Here is a 14,082-nt window from a genome sequence, read left to right on the forward strand (position 1 = left end):
GCGGTGCAGGCCGCGCTGGGCGCGTTCGGCGGGGCGCGGGCGGATGGCGGGCCGGTGCTGGCTGGCGGCGCCTACCTGGTCGGCGAGCGCGGGCCCGAGGTGTTCCGGCCGGCGACAGGCGGATCGGTCGAGCCGGCGGTCGGCGGCGGGGTGACGGTGAACGTCACCGTGGACGGCGGGGCGCCGGCGCTGCTGCGGTCCGAAGCGCAGATCGCCCAGATGCTGGCGCGGGCGGTCAGCCTGGGCGCGCGACGGATATGATGGATCCTCTCCCGCGATGCGGGAGAGGATCCGGTCGGTCAGACGCCCTTCGGGTTCGGGCCGAAGCGGTTGTCGCCGGGCTGGCTGTCGGTCAGGCCCATCCAGAGCAGGAAGGCCAGCGGCAGCAGCGCGGCCAGGGCGAAGGCGCCGAAGCCGGGCGCCAGCATGGCGAAGACGGCGGCGGGATTGGACTCGGCGTATTCGGCCGTCATGCCGCCGGCGATCGCGCCGCCCGCGACCATGAAGAAGCCGATCATCAGCAGGACGAAGGACCCCACCCAGGGAATGGCCACCAGCCAGCCGGTGTGGCCCATGTCATGCAGACGCTTCACCGAAATGGCCAGGTTCGGCCAGATCAGCAGGAAGCCGAGCAGATTGATGAGCGGGATCCAGCCGATGACGACATTGACGCCGAGCAGGATCAGCCAGGCGATCCAGAAATGCGAACGGCGGGTGCGGCCTTCGAACGACAGCATCAGCTTCTGCCAGTCGAAGCCGGCGATCTGGGCGTTGTCGTAGGGCGCGTTGACGCCGCCGGCGACGCCGACGGTCGAGGCGGCGCCGGCCAGCACCAGGATCTGGGTCGCCTGGTCGCCTTCGGGCACGAAGTCGACGCGGACGCCGGGCGCGGGGGTGACCGGCGACTGGAGCGCCGTGCTGGAGAAGCCGTAGCGGGCGCCGTCGTCGCCGCTGATCAGGCCGGTTCCGGCCGTGTTGTCGTAGCTGAGAACTTCACCGCGCACTGAGTTCGCCCCTGTTGAACGGCCCCTCCGGCCGTGCGGCGAGCATGGACGAGCGCGGATCGGCGAACAAGTGAAACAGGGGAAAGGTTGGGCATGGCCTTCCATGAGGTGCGGCTGCCGGCGCGGCTGGCGTTCGGCTCGACCGGCGGGGTCGAGCGACGGACGGAGATTGCGACCCTGGCGTCGGGATACGAGCGCCGCTCGACGCCGTGGGCGATGGGGCGCAGGCGCTATCTGATCGGCGCGAACCTGAGGTCGCTGGACGACATGGCCGAACTGACCGCCTTCTTCGAGGCGCGGCGAGGGCGGCTGTACGGGTTCCGGTTCAAGGACTTCGCCGACCACAAGTCGTGTGCGCCCGGCGGAGCCGTGGACGCCCTGGACCAGGTGCTGGGCGTCGGCACGGGCGTGCGACGGACCTTCCCGCTGATCAAGCTGTATGGCGATGTCGCCCGGCCGATCGCCAAGCCGGTCGAAGGGACGGTGCGGGTGGCGGTGGCGGGCGTGGAACTGGGCCCCGAGGCCTTTGCGGTGGAGACGACAACCGGGGTGGTGACGCTGGAGACGGCGCCGGCGTCGGGCCAAGCGGTGACGGCGGGGTTTCAGTTCGACACGCCGGTGCGGTTCGACAGCGACCGGATCGAGGCGACGCTGGAGACCTTCGAGGCGGGGCGGATGGCGGCCATTCCGCTGATCGAGGTTCGGGTCTGAGATGCGCGACATTCCAGACGAACTGGTCGCCCGCATCGAGAGCGGGGCGGCGACGCTGTGCCATGTGTGGCGGCTGACGCGGGCGGACGGGGTGGTGACGGGATTCACCGACCATGACCGCGACCTGACGGTGGAAGGCCTGACGTGCCGGGCGGCGAGCGGCTGGACGGCGGGGGCCGAGGAGGCCTCCGTCGGGCTGGCGGCGGGGTCGATGACGGCGGCCGGAGTGCTGGACGACGCGGTCCTGAGCGAGGCGGACATCGCGGCGGGTCTTTACGACCAGGCGTCGGTCGAACTGTGGCGGGTGGACTGGAGCCAACCGGAGCTGAGGGTGCGGCTGTGGGCCGGGCGGCTGGCGCGGATTCAGCGCGAGGCTTTCTCGTCGCGCTATGGCCCTTCGGGTTGCTTGAGCGCAGGGCGGTTCACGGCCGACCTGGAAGGGCCGCTGGCGCAGTTGGAGCGGGTGGTCGGGCGCACCTACGGGCGGATGTGCGACGCGCGGCTGGGCGACGGGCGCTGTGGCGTGAACCGGGCGCTGTTTCCGGGCGCGGCCTGCGACAAGCGGTGGGAGACCTGCGTGGGGACGTTCGGAAACGGGGCGAACTTTCGAGGCTTTCCGGACGTGCCGGGCGACGACTTTCTGACCGCCTATCCGGCGACGGGCGGGCGGAACGACGGCGGGAGCCGGCGATGAGGGGGGAGGGAGAGGGCCATGTGGTGGTCGCCGCGGCCCGTGAGTGGCTGGGGACGCCCTATCGGCATCAGGCGCGCGCGGCGGTTCGGCGACAGCTGGGAAAGCGAGGCGGTCGGCGATGCGGCGCGCTGGCGCATCGACATCCTGCGCGCCGGCGTCGTGGTCCGGTCGTTGGAGACGACGCAGCTGTGGGCGGCCTATCCGGCGGCGATGCGCGCGGAGGACTTCGGCGAAGGACCGGGGAGCGACGCGCCGGGCGCCGGCCGTATGCGGGTGGCGCAGTGGGGCGAGGCGTTCGGCTGGGGCGTTGCGGCGGAAATCGCCCTGCCGTGAAGATTATGCCGGCGCCCGCCCTTTGCGGGGCGCGGCGCATGGATTAACTGAAGCTGCGGATTTTCATGGAGCAGCAGACGACGTGGCGAGCGATCCCTACAAGGAACTGGGCGTTTCGAGAGGGGCGAGCGCGGACGAGATCAAGAAGGCTTTCCGCAAGCTGGCCAAGGAGCTCCATCCCGACAAGAACCCCGGCGACAAGATCACCGAGGACAAGTTCAAGCGGGTCACCGCCGCATTCGACATCCTGGGCGACGCCGAGAAGAAGGCCAAGTACGACGCCGGCCAGATCGACGCCGACGGCAACGAACAGTTCCGCGGCGGTTTCGGCGGCGGCCGGCCCGGCGGCAATCCCTTTGGTCAGGGCGGCCCGGGCGGGGGCTTCAGCCATACCGGCGGACCCGGCGGGCGGGCCAACTTCGAAGGCATCGATCTGGACGACCTGTTCGGCATGTTCGGCGGGACCGGTCGCCAGCGCGGCGCGCGGGACTTCACCGCGCGCGGACAGGATGTGAAGGCCACGCTGGAGATCAGTCTGGAGGACGCGATCGCGGGCGCGACACGGCGCATCCAGTTCTCGGACGGGCGCACGCTGGACGTGACCATCCCCAAGGGCGCCGCCGACGGACAGGTGATCCGCCTGCGCGGCCAGGGCGCGCCGGGACGCGGGGCGGAGAACGGCGACGCGCTGATCGAGCTGAAGATCGAGCCGCACCCCATCTATCGCCGCGAGGGCGCGGATTTGACGATGGACCTGCCGGTGTCGGTTCCCGACGCGGTGCTGGGCGGCAAGGTGCGCGTGCCGACGCCCGAGGGCGTGGTGCAGATGACGGTGCCGAAGGGGTCGAACTCGGGCCAGGTGCTGCGGCTGAAGGGGCGGGGGGCGTTCGCGGGCGGCAAGCGCGGCGACCTGCTGGCCAAGCTGGTCGTCACGCTGCCGGATGCGCATGACGACACGCTGGTGAAGTTCGCCGAGGACTGGCGGGCCAAGCGGCCCTATGCGCCGGGGCGGTGACCGCGCTGAAGCCGCGCGAAGCGCGATAGCGCCAGGAGGAATGCAGTGACGCAGAAGCCGGATGTGAAGCCTGAGCGGCCTTGGTTTTCGGCAGGCCCGACGGCCAAGCGGCCGGGCTACAGCCTGGCGGGTCTGCCGCATGATCTGCTCGGCCGAGGCATCCGCGCCCCCGAGGTGGTGGAGCGGTTCGCGCACGGGCTGCGGCTGACGCGGGCGGTGCTGGAAGTCCCCGACAGCCATGTGATGCTCTATACGCCGGGGTCCGACACCGGCGCGGTCGAGGCGGCGCTGTGGGGGATGCTGGGGCAGCGGCCGGTGCAGGTGGTCGCCTATGAGAACTTCGGCCTGACGTGGCTGGCGGATGTGAAGGAGCACCTGGGGCTGGAGCCCGAGGCCCTGACCGCGCCTTGGGGCGCGCTGCCCGACCTGACCAAGGCGGACTGGTCCAAGGACGTGGTGTTTCCCTGGAACGGCACGACCTCGGGCGTGCGCATGCCGGACGCCGACTGGATCGCCGACGACCGCGAGGGGCTGGCGATCTGCGACGCCACCTCGGCGGCTTTCGCCATGCCGCTGCCGTTCGACAAGCTGGATGTGGTGACCTTCAGCTTCCAGAAGGCGCTGGGCGGCGAGGCGGGGATCGGCGTGATGGTGCTGTCGCCGCGCGCGGTGGAGCGGCTGGACAGCTATCGGCCCGAGCGGGCCGTGCCGAAGGTGCTGCGGCTGACCGACGGCAAGGGCCGGTTCGACCGGGCGCTGGCCGACGGCGTAGCGATCAACACCTTCTCGATCCTGACCATCGAGGACTGGATCGACGCGCTGGGCTGGGCGCGGGACGTAGGCGGGTTGGCGGAGCTGATCCGGCGGACGGACGCCAACTATGCGGCGCTGGCCGAATGGGTTGAGCGCACCGACTGGATCGACTTCCTGCCCGAGCGGCCGGAGATTCGGTCGACGACCTCGGTGTGCCTGAAGTTCGTCGATCCGCGGGTGACGGGCCTGGAAGAGAAGGCGCAGAAGGCCTTCGTGACGCGGTTCAAGGCCCTGCTGGAAGGCGAGGCGGCGGTGTTCGATATGGAGCCGCATCGCAACGCGCCGCCCGGCCTGAGGCTGTGGTGCGGCTGCACCGTGGAGACGGCCGACGTCGTGGCCGCCACGCCGTGGCTGGAGTGGGCGTTCGAGGCGGCGCTTCAATCCTCCCCCGCGTAGCGCAGCGGAAGGGGGCGCCCCAAGGGGGAGGGGGCGGAACCCGGTCCGGCTTGTCGGACAGGTTCCGTGGATTCCGTTGCAGCGGCGGAGTCGCGGGCCCCTCCCTCGCGTTCCGGGGTGAGGATTAGAGGGACGACACCGGACGATTCCCCGGCTATAGGCTGCGCCCGCATTCAGCGGAGACATGGCTTTGGCGAACGTGGCGGTGGTCGGCGCCCAGTGGGGCGACGAGGGCAAGGGCAAGATCGTGGACTGGCTGTCCAACCGCGCCGACATGGTCGTGCGGTTCCAGGGCGGTCACAACGCGGGCCATACGCTGGTCGTGGACGGCAAGGTCTACAAGCTGGCGCTGCTGCCGTCGGGCGTGGTGCAGGGCAAGCCTTCGATCATCGGCAACGGCGTGGTGGTCGATCCGTGGCACCTGGTCGGGGAGATCGAGAAGATCCAGGCCCAGGGCGTCGAGATCAGCCCCGAAATCCTGACCATCGCGGACAACGCCTGTCTGATCCTGCCGATCCATCCGGCGCTGGACGTGGCGCGGGAAGCCGCCGCCAGCGCGCCGGGCGCCAAGATCGGCACGACCGGCCGGGGCATCGGCCCGGCCTATGAGGACAAGGTGGGGCGCCGGGCGATCCGCGTCTGCGACCTGGCCAACGAAGACGATCTGAAGGTCAAGATCGACCGGCTGCGTTCGCACCACGATCCGCTGCGCGCGGGCCTGGGCCTGGAGCCGATCGACCCGGAGGCGCTGCTGGCGTCGCTGATGGAGATCGCGCCGAAAATCCTGCCCTATGTGAAGCCGGCGTGGCGCGTGCTGGACCAGGCGCAGAAGGACGGCAAGCGCGTGCTGTTCGAGGGGGCGCAGGGCGCGTTTCTGGACGTGGATCACGGCACCTATCCCTATGTGACCAGCTCTAACACCGTGGCCGGGCAGGCGGCGGCGGGGTCGGGCATCGGGCCGCGCGGCGTCGGCTATGTGCTGGGCATCGTGAAGGCCTATACGACCCGGGTGGGCGAGGGCCCGTTCGCGTGCGAACTGAACGACGCCGTGGGCGAGCATCTGGCCACGGTCGGACGCGAGGTCGGCGTGAACACGGGGCGCGCGCGCCGTTGCGGCTGGTTCGATGCGGTGCTGGTGCGCCAGTCGGTGGCGATCAACGGGATCGACGGCATCGCCCTGACCAAGCTGGACGTGCTGGACGGGCTGGAGACGCTGAAGATCTGCGTCGGCTATCGGGTGAACGGCGAGGTGCTGGACTATCTGCCGAGCAGCCTGAAGGATCAGGCGGCGGCCGAGCCGGTGTTCGAGGAGCTGGAAGGCTGGAGCGAGAGCACCGGCGGCGTGCGCAGCTTCAAGGACATCAACGCCAACGCCATCAAATACGTGCGGCGGATCGAGGAGCTGATCGGGGCGCCCGTGGCCCTGCTGTCGACCAGCCCGGAGCGGGACGACACCATCCTGATGCGGGACCCCTTCCAGGGCTGACGTTCGGCGGCGGCGTTCAACCGGCTTTAACGGTGTCGCGGTTAAGGATAACGCCCTAGCCAGGGAGCCTGACCGTGTTCACCGCCGACTCCAGAACCTTGAGTCGTATCGCGCCCGTCGTGCGGCGCGTCGTGATCGTCGATCCGAACCCCTCGGCGGCGCGCCTGCTGACGGACATCGTCAAGGGGTTCGGCGCGCGCGAGGTCTATGTCGAAGCCGGCGAGGACCTGGCCATGGAGCTGATCCGCGACGTCGAGCCGGGCCTGATCTTCACCGAGCAGTCGGGACAGGCGCTGAGCGGCGAAAGCCTGGCGCGCAAGGTGCGGCGATCGCACATGAGCTGCCGCACGGCGCCGATCATCATGGTGACCGCCGAAGCCACGGCCGCCACCATTCGCGGCGCACGGGACGCGGGCGTCCACGAGTTTCTGAGGAAGCCGTTCACGACCGGGGACCTGTTCAAGCGGGTCGAGAACGTGGCCCTGAAGCCGCGGCCCTGGGTCGAGGCCGTGGGCTATGTCGGGCCGGACCGGCGGCGCTTCAACTCGGGCGAATACAGCGGCGCGCGCAAGCGCCGCGGCGATGCGAACGCGGGCAGCGTGGTGGACGTACGCGATCAGGCGACGCGCATCCTGGTCGCGGCCATGGCCCAGTTCGATCAGGATCCGATGCAGGCCGTCCGCGCCATCCGCCAGCAGGCCGAAACGCTGAAGGGACTGGCTGTCCGGACCGCGGACGCCAAGCTGGCGATCGCGGCGGCGGCGCTGGAGGGGTATCTGGCGTCGGGCGCGCCCAGCAAGGCGGGCCTGGCCCAGCCGATCGGCGCGATCCTTTCGCTGAATCCGCAGGCCCAGGCGCCGCAGGCCCGCACGGGGTGACCCGCGCGGGCGGAGGCCGTCAGGCGTTGACCAGGTTCCGCTCTTCGGCGGCGGCGCGCATGGCCTTCTGAAGCTTCTCGAAGGCGCGGACCTCGATCTGGCGCACGCGCTCGCGCGAGACGCCGTACTGACCCGCAAGCTCTTCGAGCGTCACCGGATCATCCTTGAGGCGGCGTTCCGTGAGAATGTGCTTCTCGCGATCCGTCAGCTCCTGCATGGCTTCCTGAAGCAGGCCCATGCGCAGCGACTTCTCTTCGGAATCGGCCAGAGCCGTTTCCTGCGACACGGCGGTGTCGTCGGCCAGCCAGTCCTGCCATTCGCTTTCGCCGTCGGCGCGCAGCGGCGCGTTCAGCGAGGCGTCGCCGCCCAGGCGGCGGTTCATGTCGGTGACCTCCTGTTCCGACACGCCCAGCTTGGTGGCGATGGCGGAGAGGTGCTCGGGATGCAGGTCGCCTTCCTCGAAGGCCGAGATCTGGCTCTTGGCCTTGCGCAGGTTGAAGAACAGCTTCTTCTGCGCCGCCGTGGTGCCCATCTTCACGAGCGACCAGCTGCGCAGGATGTATTCCTGGATCGAGGCGCGGATCCACCACATGGCGTAGGTCGCCAGGCGGAAGCCCTTGTCCGGATCGAACTTCTTGACGGCCTGCATGAGGCCGACGTTGCCTTCGGAAATCACTTCGCCGATCGGCAGGCCGTAGCCGCGATAGCCCATGGCGATCTTGGCCACCAAACGCAGGTGGGAGGTGACGAGACGGTGGGCGGCCTCGGGATCCTGATGCTCGGACCAGCGCTTGGCGAGCATGAACTCCTCGTCCTTGGTCAGCATCGGAAACTTGCGGATTTCCGTCAGGTAGCGCGACAGGCCCTGTTCGGGCGACATGATCGCGAGCGTGTTGTTGGCAGCCATATACAGGTCCCTCCGACCGTCTTGAACGAGCGGGCTCTTCGTCATCGGCCACGATCGTGCGCCGACGTCTCACCCCTCAACCGGTCAAGTAGCGATGGGTTGCCGCCGTTTTTAGAGGCGGATCGTCACACGAAAGCGTGACCGTTGCCCGGGCGCCACTCGCGCCGATCGACATCTGATATAGAACAAAGTCAGTTGCTATTCAAGACCCGGGCGCAGGACCGCCGGGGGATGAAGGCCGATTGAGCCTAACGGAAGGCGGCGCGGAGGCGCGAGACGGCCTGGTCCCAGGCGGCCGGGTCGCCGTCGTGTTTTTCCGGATGAAGCCGCTGAAGGTTGCGGATGGCGGCGGCCGTCGCCGCCGGATCGGCCGGCGAGACCTCAGACGAAAGCCCTTCGACGGCGGCGAAGGCGGCCAGGGCGGCGGCGTCCTGCACCGTGGGGTTCGGCGCGGCGGGCGCTTCCGTCCGGCCGCCCGTCCAGCGGATGGCCTCGACGATCTGGCGACGGAAGCGTGGGTCGTTCCAGGTCGAGGGCGTGTGGCCCAGGTTGGTGTAGAACAGCCGGCCCTGGCCCACCTGGCGCACCCAGGTCACCGGAACCGGGTAGGGCCGGCGCAGAGGACCGGCGGCCATGTCGAGCGCCTGAAGGACGCGGACCCGCCCAGGTTCGAAGCCCGAGTACTGGTAGATTTCCTCGGCGTAGTCGGTCTCGTCCGGCCACATGGCGGCGAGGGGGTGGGCGGGCTCCAGGTTGGCCAGACGGATCGGCGTCCCTTGGGTCCAGGGATGGCCGTCGAACAGCCCGCCGACCAGATCGACATAGGCCTGCTGTCCGCCTTCGAAGTCGAGGGCGGTGTCCGCGGCGCTGTGAACGCCGACGAAGCCGCCGCGACCGCTTTCGATCCAGTCGACGACCGCCGCCCAGGTCTGGCGGTCGATCGGCAGGGCGCCGGTGGTCGAGAAGACCAGGACATCCAGCTCGGCGAGGCGGGCCGGCGTGATGTCGCGGGCGTCCTGGGTCAGTTCGACGGTGAAGGCGCCGCTGTCGCGGGCCATGGCCTGCAGCGCCAGTTCCGACGGCGCCAGACCGGAGCCGGCGGGTGCGCCGGTCGGCCGTCGCACCGTTTCATGGACGAAGCCGACCGACTGGCTGAGGTAGAGGACGCGCAGGGGGCGATCCTGCGCCTGCGCCTGCGCCGCGCCCGCGATCAGTCCGAAGGCGAGCAGAAGGCCGAGCAGCCGACAGAGCATGAATCTAGAGTCCCAGGATGCCGCGATAGGTCGGATGAACCACGTCGGCGTGCTCCGGATGCTTCTGAAAATAGGCGGCGAAGAAGGGGCAGACGGGCAGGATCAGGAGGTCGCGCCCCCGGGCGTCCGCGATGACGTGCTTGGCCAGGCGGCTGGCGATGCCGCGTCCCTCGAGCCGCTGGGGCACCAGGGTCTCGGTGATCATCAGGTTCGGCGGAGACAGGTTGTAGGTGACGACGGCGAGATCGCCCTCGACCGGCAGTTCGTACTGATGCCGGTCGGCGTTGTCGCAGATGTCCGGCTCGCGGCTTTCGGGATCGGTCATCGACAGCTCCTCAGAGGTCGGCCAGAAGTCGTTCCAGACGCATCATATCAGGGGGCTGCGCGGTTTCGAAGCGCAGCGGCCGGCCGGTCACCGGATGGACGAAGCCGAGGACGGCGGCGTGTAGGGCCTGGCGCGTCAGGCCCGCTTCGACGATGGCCGCGCGGACCGGGGCGGCGGGACTGCCGGAGCCATAGGTCGCGTCGCCGAGGATGGGCGACCCCCTGGACGACAGATGCACGCGGATCTGGTGGGTGCGGCCAGTGTGAAGCGTGCAGGCGACGCGGGCGGCCAGGGGGGCGGCGCGGGCCCGGGCGGGTTCGCCATAGGTCGCCTGGACCACATAGTCGGTGACGGCCTCACGCCCGCCCGCACGCAGGACGGCCATTTTCTTGCGATCGCCTGAGGAGCGTCCGATACGGGTCTCGATCCGGCCCTTCGAGGGCGTCGGCGCGCCGCGTGTCAGGGCGATATAGGTGCGTTCTATGTCGTGGGTGGCGAACAGGGCCGACAGGCCCGCGTGAGCGCGGTCCGTCTTGGCGGCGACCATGACGCCGGACGTGTCCTTGTCCAGGCGATGGACGATGCCGGGGCGGGCGACGCCGCCGATGCCCGACAGCGATGCGCCGCAATGGGCCAGCAAAGCGTTGACCAGGGTGCCGGTCTCCGACCCCGGCGCCGGGTGGGCGGCCATGCCGGCGGGCTTGTCGATGACGATGAGGTCGGCGTCCTCATGGAGGACGGTCAGGGGTATGGCCTCGGGCTGGGGATCGGCTGGAGCGACGGGGGGCAAGGCGACGGCGTAGAGGCCGGGCTGGGCCTTGGCCGACCCGCCGCTCAGGACGACGCCGTCGCGACTGACGGCGCCGTCGGCCAGCAGGGCCTGGAGGCGGGCGCGCGACAGGGCGGGGAAGGCGTCGGCCAGAGCCTTGTCGAGCCGAACGCCGGATGCGTCGATGCGGGCTTCCAGCACCTCGGCGGGCGCGTCTTCGTCGTCTTCGATGGGATCAGGGGCGGGCACGGGCCTTCCCTAGCACGACACGCGGCTTGCGCGAGGCCAACACGCCGTTCGATAGTGGGCGAGGGGCTTGGGGCGCGGGGAAGTCGCATGAAACGCATGATGATCGCGGGCGGGGTCGCCATCGCGGCGGCCCTGCTGGGCGGTTGCAGCACCATGACCAAGGACCAGTGCCTGGCCGGGGCGTGGGGTGAAAAGGGCTATGCCGACGGGACGGCGGGCTATCCGATGACGCGGCTGGACGACCACGCCCGCGCCTGCGCCAGATACCAGGTCACGCCCAATCCGGCCGCCTATGGGTCGGCGCGCGAGGACGGGCTGAGGCGCTACTGCACGCTTGAGCGCGGCTGGTCCGAGGGGCGGGCGGGCAATACCTACTATGGCGTGTGCCGGGTTGAGGAAGAGGCGGTCTTCCTGCCCGCCTATCGCGACGGGCTGCGTCTAAATGCGGCGGAGACGGCGGTCGCCGCCGCGGAGAGCGCGCTGAACGGCGCCCGGTCCCGCATCGACGACCGAGAGGACAAGCTGGAGGCCAAGGAAAGCGAACTGCGGAGCGAGGGCCTGAGCGACGCAGACAGGCAGCGAATCCGCGATCGCATCCAGGAGGTGCGGGGCGAAATCCGCGACGCGCGTCGGGCCGCCCGCGAGGCGCGCGACGCCTTGGATCGGGCCGAATGGGACCTTTACCGGGTGCGGCGCGAGATGATCGGCCGCTACCCGGTCTGAGGCCGGATCAGGCCGCCTTGACGGCCGCGCCGCGGAAGGACGGATCCAGATCGCCCGAGGCGTAGCGCTTGGCCATCTGGGCGGTGGAGAGCGGACGGATCTTGGACGCCTGGCCCTCGCAGCCGAACTGCTGATAGCGCTCCATGCAGAGCTTCTTCATGGCCTCCTTGGCCGGCTTCAGATAGGCGCGGGGATCGAACTCGCCCGGCTTCTCGGCCAGGACCTTCCGGATGGCGCCGGTGATGGCCATGCGGTTGTCGGTGTCGATGTTGACCTTGCGCACGCCGTGCTTGATGCCGCGCTGGATTTCCTCGACCGGCACGCCCCAGGTCTGGGGCATCTGGCCGCCGTACTGGTTGATGATGTCCTGAAGGTCCTGCGGCACGGACGAGCTGCCGTGCATCACCAGGTGGGTGTTGGGCAGGCGGCGGTGGATCTCCTCGATCACGTTCATGGCCAGGATTTCGCCGTCCGGCTTCTTGGTGAACTTGTAGGCGCCGTGGCTGGTGCCCATGGCGATGGCCAGGGCGTCGACCTTGGTGGCGGCGACGAACTCGACCGCCTGATCCGGGTCGGTCAGCAGCTGCGAGTGATCCAGCTTGCCCTCGAAGCCGTGGCCGTCCTCGGCCTCGCCCATGCCGGTCTCCAGCGAGCCCAGCACGCCCAGTTCGCCCTCGACCGAGACGCCGCAGGCGTGGGCCATCTCGACCACGCGGCGCGTGACATCGAGGTTGTATTCGTAAGAGGCGGGGGTCTTGGCGTCCTCTTCCAGCGAGCCGTCCATCATCACCGAGGTGAAGCCGTACTGGATGGCGGTGGCGCAGGTCGCCGGGCCGTTGCCGTGGTCCTGGTGCATGCACACCGGGATGTGCGGATAGAGCTCGGCCAGGGCGTCGATCAGCTTGGCCAGGACGATGTCGTTGGCGTAGTTGCGGGCCCCCCGCGAGGCCTGGATGATGACCGGGGCGTTGACCTCGTGGGCCGCCTCCATGATCGCCAGGCCCTGCTCCATGTTGTTGATGTTGTAGGCCGGCAGGCCGTAGTCGTTCTCCGCCGCATGGTCGAGCAGCTGTCGCAGCGTGATGCGCGCCATTGGGTAATCTCCTGAGCCGAATAGTCTTTTTTGTTGGCCGAATCTTAGCGCCGACCACGCCCCAAGTCACGCAGTGTTACAGCCTGACCGGGACGCGATCCTTATTGGCCGGCAGGGCGGCTCGAGTTGCGCGGGGATGCGAAAATCCCTGGCTGCGTCAGGCGCGCAACGCCTCGACGCCGGGCAGGGGCTTGCCCTCCATCCATTCCAGGAAGGCGCCGCCGGCGGTGGAGACGAAGGTCATGTCGTCCGAGACGCCGGCGTGGTTCAGGGCCGAAACCGTGTCGCCGCCGCCGGCGACGGCGATCAGGGCGCCCGACTTGGCCAGGTCGGCGGCGGCCCGGGCGGCCTTGACGGTGGCGGCGTCAAAAGGCGGGACCTCGAACACGCCCAGCGGGCCGTTCCAGATCAGGGTCTTGGAAAGGGCCATGGCCTTGATCAGCTTTTCGACGGTGAGCGGGCCGGCGTCGAGAATCTTCTCCTCGTCGCCGATCGGCTCTCGCGCCAGGACGGTGCGGGTTTCGGCGCCAGGCTTGACCTCGGTCGCCACCACCACGTCGATCGGCAACAGGATTTCGCAGCCCTTGGCCTCGGCTTCCGCCAGGATGTCGCGGGCCGTGTCAGCCATGTCCTTCTCGGCCAGCGAGCCGCCGATATCGACGCCCTGGGCATAGAGGAAGGTGTTGGCCATGCCGCCGCCGATGGCCAGGCGGTCCAGCTGGCCGACCAGGTTCTTCAGCAGGTCCAGCTTGGTCGAAACCTTGGAGCCGCCGACGATGCCCAGCACGGGCTTCTGCGGATTGCCCAGGGCGGCGTCGAGCGCGTCGAGCTCGCGCCGCATGGATTCGCCCGCGTAGGCGGGGATGTTGCGGGCGATCCCTTCCGTCGAGGCGTGGGCGCGGTGGGCGGCCGAGAAGGCGTCGTTGACATAGAGGTCGCCGAGATCGGCCAGCTTTATGGCGAAGACCGGGTCGTTGGCCTCTTCCGCGGCGTGGAAGCGCACGTTCTCAAGCAGGACCACGCCGCCGGCGTCCAGGTCGCGGATGGCGTCGACGGCGTCCGGGCCGATGCAGTCGTCGGCGAAACGGACGGGCGCGCCCAGCAGGTCTTCCAGCGGCTGGACCACGGGCTTCAGGCTCATCGACGGGACGCGCTGGCCCTTGGGACGGTCGAAATGGGCCAGCAGGGCGACCTTGGCGCCGGCGTCGCGCAGACGCTGGATCGTCGGCAGCGCGACCCGCAGGCGGGTGTCGTCGGTGACCTTGCCGCCCTCCATCGGGACGTTGAAGTCCACGCGGACCAGGGCCGTCTTGCCGGCGAGGTCTTTGGCGTCGTCGAGGGTGCGGAAGGTCATGGTCATTCTCCTGCCGCTCATCCCGGCGAAAGCCGGGACCCAGTCCTTTCGCGAGGCGAGACGACTGGGATCATGAGCG

15 protein-coding genes and 1 pseudogene are annotated in these 14,082 nt (G+C 69.5%); 9 read left to right on the forward strand and 7 right to left on the reverse strand.

Going from position 1 to position 14,082, the window contains the following annotated elements:
* Positions 1 to 261, forward strand: a pseudogene (locus ACE3PU_RS10750) (phage tail tape measure protein); the annotation flags it as partial.
* Between the two features lie 38 nt (positions 262 to 299).
* Here the strand turns inward: ACE3PU_RS10750 and ACE3PU_RS10755 are convergent.
* Complete coding sequence (locus tag ACE3PU_RS10755; protein ID WP_374389562.1) at positions 300 to 1,004, reverse strand: DUF805 domain-containing protein; 705 nt, start codon at positions 1,002 to 1,004, stop codon at positions 300 to 302.
* 93 nt (positions 1,005 to 1,097) lie between these two features.
* Between ACE3PU_RS10755 and ACE3PU_RS10760 the strand changes: the two genes are divergently transcribed.
* The 7 genes from ACE3PU_RS10760 to ACE3PU_RS10790 all read left to right on the forward strand — a co-directional run bounded on the left by ACE3PU_RS10760 (position 1,098) and on the right by ACE3PU_RS10790 (position 7,330).
* Positions 1,098 to 1,715: a TIGR02217 family protein gene (locus tag ACE3PU_RS10760; protein ID WP_374389564.1), complete on the forward strand. Its 618-nt coding sequence runs from the start codon at positions 1,098 to 1,100 to the stop codon at positions 1,713 to 1,715.
* Position 1,716: 1 nt separating this feature from the next.
* A complete protein-coding gene (locus ACE3PU_RS10765; protein ID WP_374389566.1) occupies positions 1,717 to 2,409 on the forward strand; it encodes a DUF2163 domain-containing protein in 693 nt (230 codons plus the stop codon).
* A gap of 18 nt (positions 2,410 to 2,427) precedes the next feature.
* The gene (locus ACE3PU_RS10770) at positions 2,428 to 2,742 is read left to right on the forward strand and encodes a hypothetical protein (protein ID WP_374389568.1); all 315 of its coding nucleotides are present in this window, start codon (positions 2,428 to 2,430) and stop codon (positions 2,740 to 2,742) included.
* An 82-nt stretch (positions 2,743 to 2,824) separates the two neighbouring features.
* On the forward strand, positions 2,825 to 3,757 hold the full coding sequence (locus ACE3PU_RS10775) for a DnaJ C-terminal domain-containing protein (protein ID WP_374389569.1): 933 nt from the start codon (positions 2,825 to 2,827) through the stop codon (positions 3,755 to 3,757).
* A 45-nt stretch (positions 3,758 to 3,802) separates the two neighbouring features.
* Positions 3,803 to 4,966 (forward strand): phosphoserine transaminase, encoded by a 1,164-nt coding sequence (locus ACE3PU_RS10780; protein ID WP_374389570.1) that lies wholly within the window; start codon positions 3,803 to 3,805, stop codon positions 4,964 to 4,966.
* 190 nt (positions 4,967 to 5,156) lie between these two features.
* Complete coding sequence (locus ACE3PU_RS10785; RefSeq protein ID WP_374389667.1) at positions 5,157 to 6,452, forward strand: adenylosuccinate synthase; 1,296 nt, start codon at positions 5,157 to 5,159, stop codon at positions 6,450 to 6,452.
* A gap of 98 nt (positions 6,453 to 6,550) precedes the next feature.
* Complete coding sequence (locus ACE3PU_RS10790) at positions 6,551 to 7,330, forward strand: two-component system response regulator (protein WP_374389571.1); 780 nt, start codon at positions 6,551 to 6,553, stop codon at positions 7,328 to 7,330.
* Positions 7,331 to 7,349: 19 nt separating this feature from the next.
* Here ACE3PU_RS10790 and rpoH read toward each other — a convergent pair whose 3' ends face one another.
* The 4 genes from rpoH to ACE3PU_RS10810 all read right to left on the reverse strand — a co-directional run bounded on the left by rpoH (position 7,350) and on the right by ACE3PU_RS10810 (position 10,833).
* Complete coding sequence (gene rpoH / locus ACE3PU_RS10795; protein ID WP_374389573.1) at positions 7,350 to 8,237, reverse strand: RNA polymerase sigma factor RpoH; 888 nt, start codon at positions 8,235 to 8,237, stop codon at positions 7,350 to 7,352.
* A 248-nt stretch (positions 8,238 to 8,485) separates the two neighbouring features.
* A complete protein-coding gene (locus ACE3PU_RS10800) occupies positions 8,486 to 9,490 on the reverse strand; it encodes a ThuA domain-containing protein (RefSeq protein WP_374389575.1) in 1,005 nt (334 codons plus the stop codon).
* Positions 9,491 to 9,494: 4 nt separating this feature from the next.
* Positions 9,495 to 9,815 carry a GNAT family N-acetyltransferase gene (locus ACE3PU_RS10805; RefSeq protein ID WP_374389577.1) on the reverse strand — a complete coding sequence of 107 codons (321 nt, stop codon included), beginning with the start codon at positions 9,813 to 9,815 and terminating at the stop codon, positions 9,495 to 9,497.
* A 10-nt stretch (positions 9,816 to 9,825) separates the two neighbouring features.
* Positions 9,826 to 10,833: an RluA family pseudouridine synthase gene (locus ACE3PU_RS10810; RefSeq protein ID WP_374389579.1), complete on the reverse strand. Its 1,008-nt coding sequence runs from the start codon at positions 10,831 to 10,833 to the stop codon at positions 9,826 to 9,828.
* 87 nt (positions 10,834 to 10,920) lie between these two features.
* On the opposite strand from ACE3PU_RS10810, the gene ACE3PU_RS10815 reads away from it, so the two are divergent.
* Positions 10,921 to 11,556, forward strand: coding sequence for a DUF2799 domain-containing protein (locus tag ACE3PU_RS10815; RefSeq protein WP_374389581.1), 636 nt, complete (start codon positions 10,921 to 10,923; stop codon positions 11,554 to 11,556).
* A gap of 7 nt (positions 11,557 to 11,563) precedes the next feature.
* On the opposite strand, the gene fba is transcribed toward ACE3PU_RS10815, so the two are convergent.
* Both fba and pgk read right to left on the reverse strand, forming a co-directional pair.
* A complete protein-coding gene (gene fba, locus ACE3PU_RS10820) occupies positions 11,564 to 12,649 on the reverse strand; it encodes a class II fructose-bisphosphate aldolase (protein WP_374389583.1) in 1,086 nt (361 codons plus the stop codon).
* A 157-nt stretch (positions 12,650 to 12,806) separates the two neighbouring features.
* Positions 12,807 to 14,003 (reverse strand): phosphoglycerate kinase, encoded by a 1,197-nt coding sequence (gene pgk / locus ACE3PU_RS10825; protein ID WP_374389585.1) that lies wholly within the window; start codon positions 14,001 to 14,003, stop codon positions 12,807 to 12,809.
* Positions 14,004 to 14,082 lie beyond the last annotated feature (79 nt).

The sequence above is a fragment of the Brevundimonas sp. genome (assembly GCF_041911375.1).
Classification (GTDB): domain Bacteria; phylum Pseudomonadota; class Alphaproteobacteria; order Caulobacterales; family Caulobacteraceae; genus Brevundimonas.

Coding starts and splice junctions, on each gene's coding strand:
- ACE3PU_RS10760 (WP_374389564.1), top strand. CDS start 1,098: ATGGCCTTCCATGAGGTGCGGCTGCCGGCGCGGCTGGCGTTCGGCTCG.
- ACE3PU_RS10765 (WP_374389566.1), top strand. CDS start 1,717: ATGCGCGACATTCCAGACGAACTGGTCGCCCGCATCGAGAGCGGGGCG.
- ACE3PU_RS10770 (WP_374389568.1), top strand. CDS start 2,428: ATGTGGTGGTCGCCGCGGCCCGTGAGTGGCTGGGGACGCCCTATCGGC.
- ACE3PU_RS10805 (WP_374389577.1), bottom strand. CDS start 9,815: ATGACCGATCCCGAAAGCCGCGAGCCGGACATCTGCGACAACGCCGAC.
- pgk (WP_374389585.1), bottom strand. CDS start 14,003: ATGACCTTCCGCACCCTCGACGACGCCAAAGACCTCGCCGGCAAGACG.
- ACE3PU_RS10800 (WP_374389575.1), bottom strand. CDS start 9,490: ATGCTCTGTCGGCTGCTCGGCCTTCTGCTCGCCTTCGGACTGATCGCG.
- ACE3PU_RS10815 (WP_374389581.1), top strand. CDS start 10,921: ATGAAACGCATGATGATCGCGGGCGGGGTCGCCATCGCGGCGGCCCTG.
- fba (WP_374389583.1), bottom strand. CDS start 12,649: ATGGCGCGCATCACGCTGCGACAGCTGCTCGACCATGCGGCGGAGAAC.
- rpoH (WP_374389573.1), bottom strand. CDS start 8,237: ATGGCTGCCAACAACACGCTCGCGATCATGTCGCCCGAACAGGGCCTG.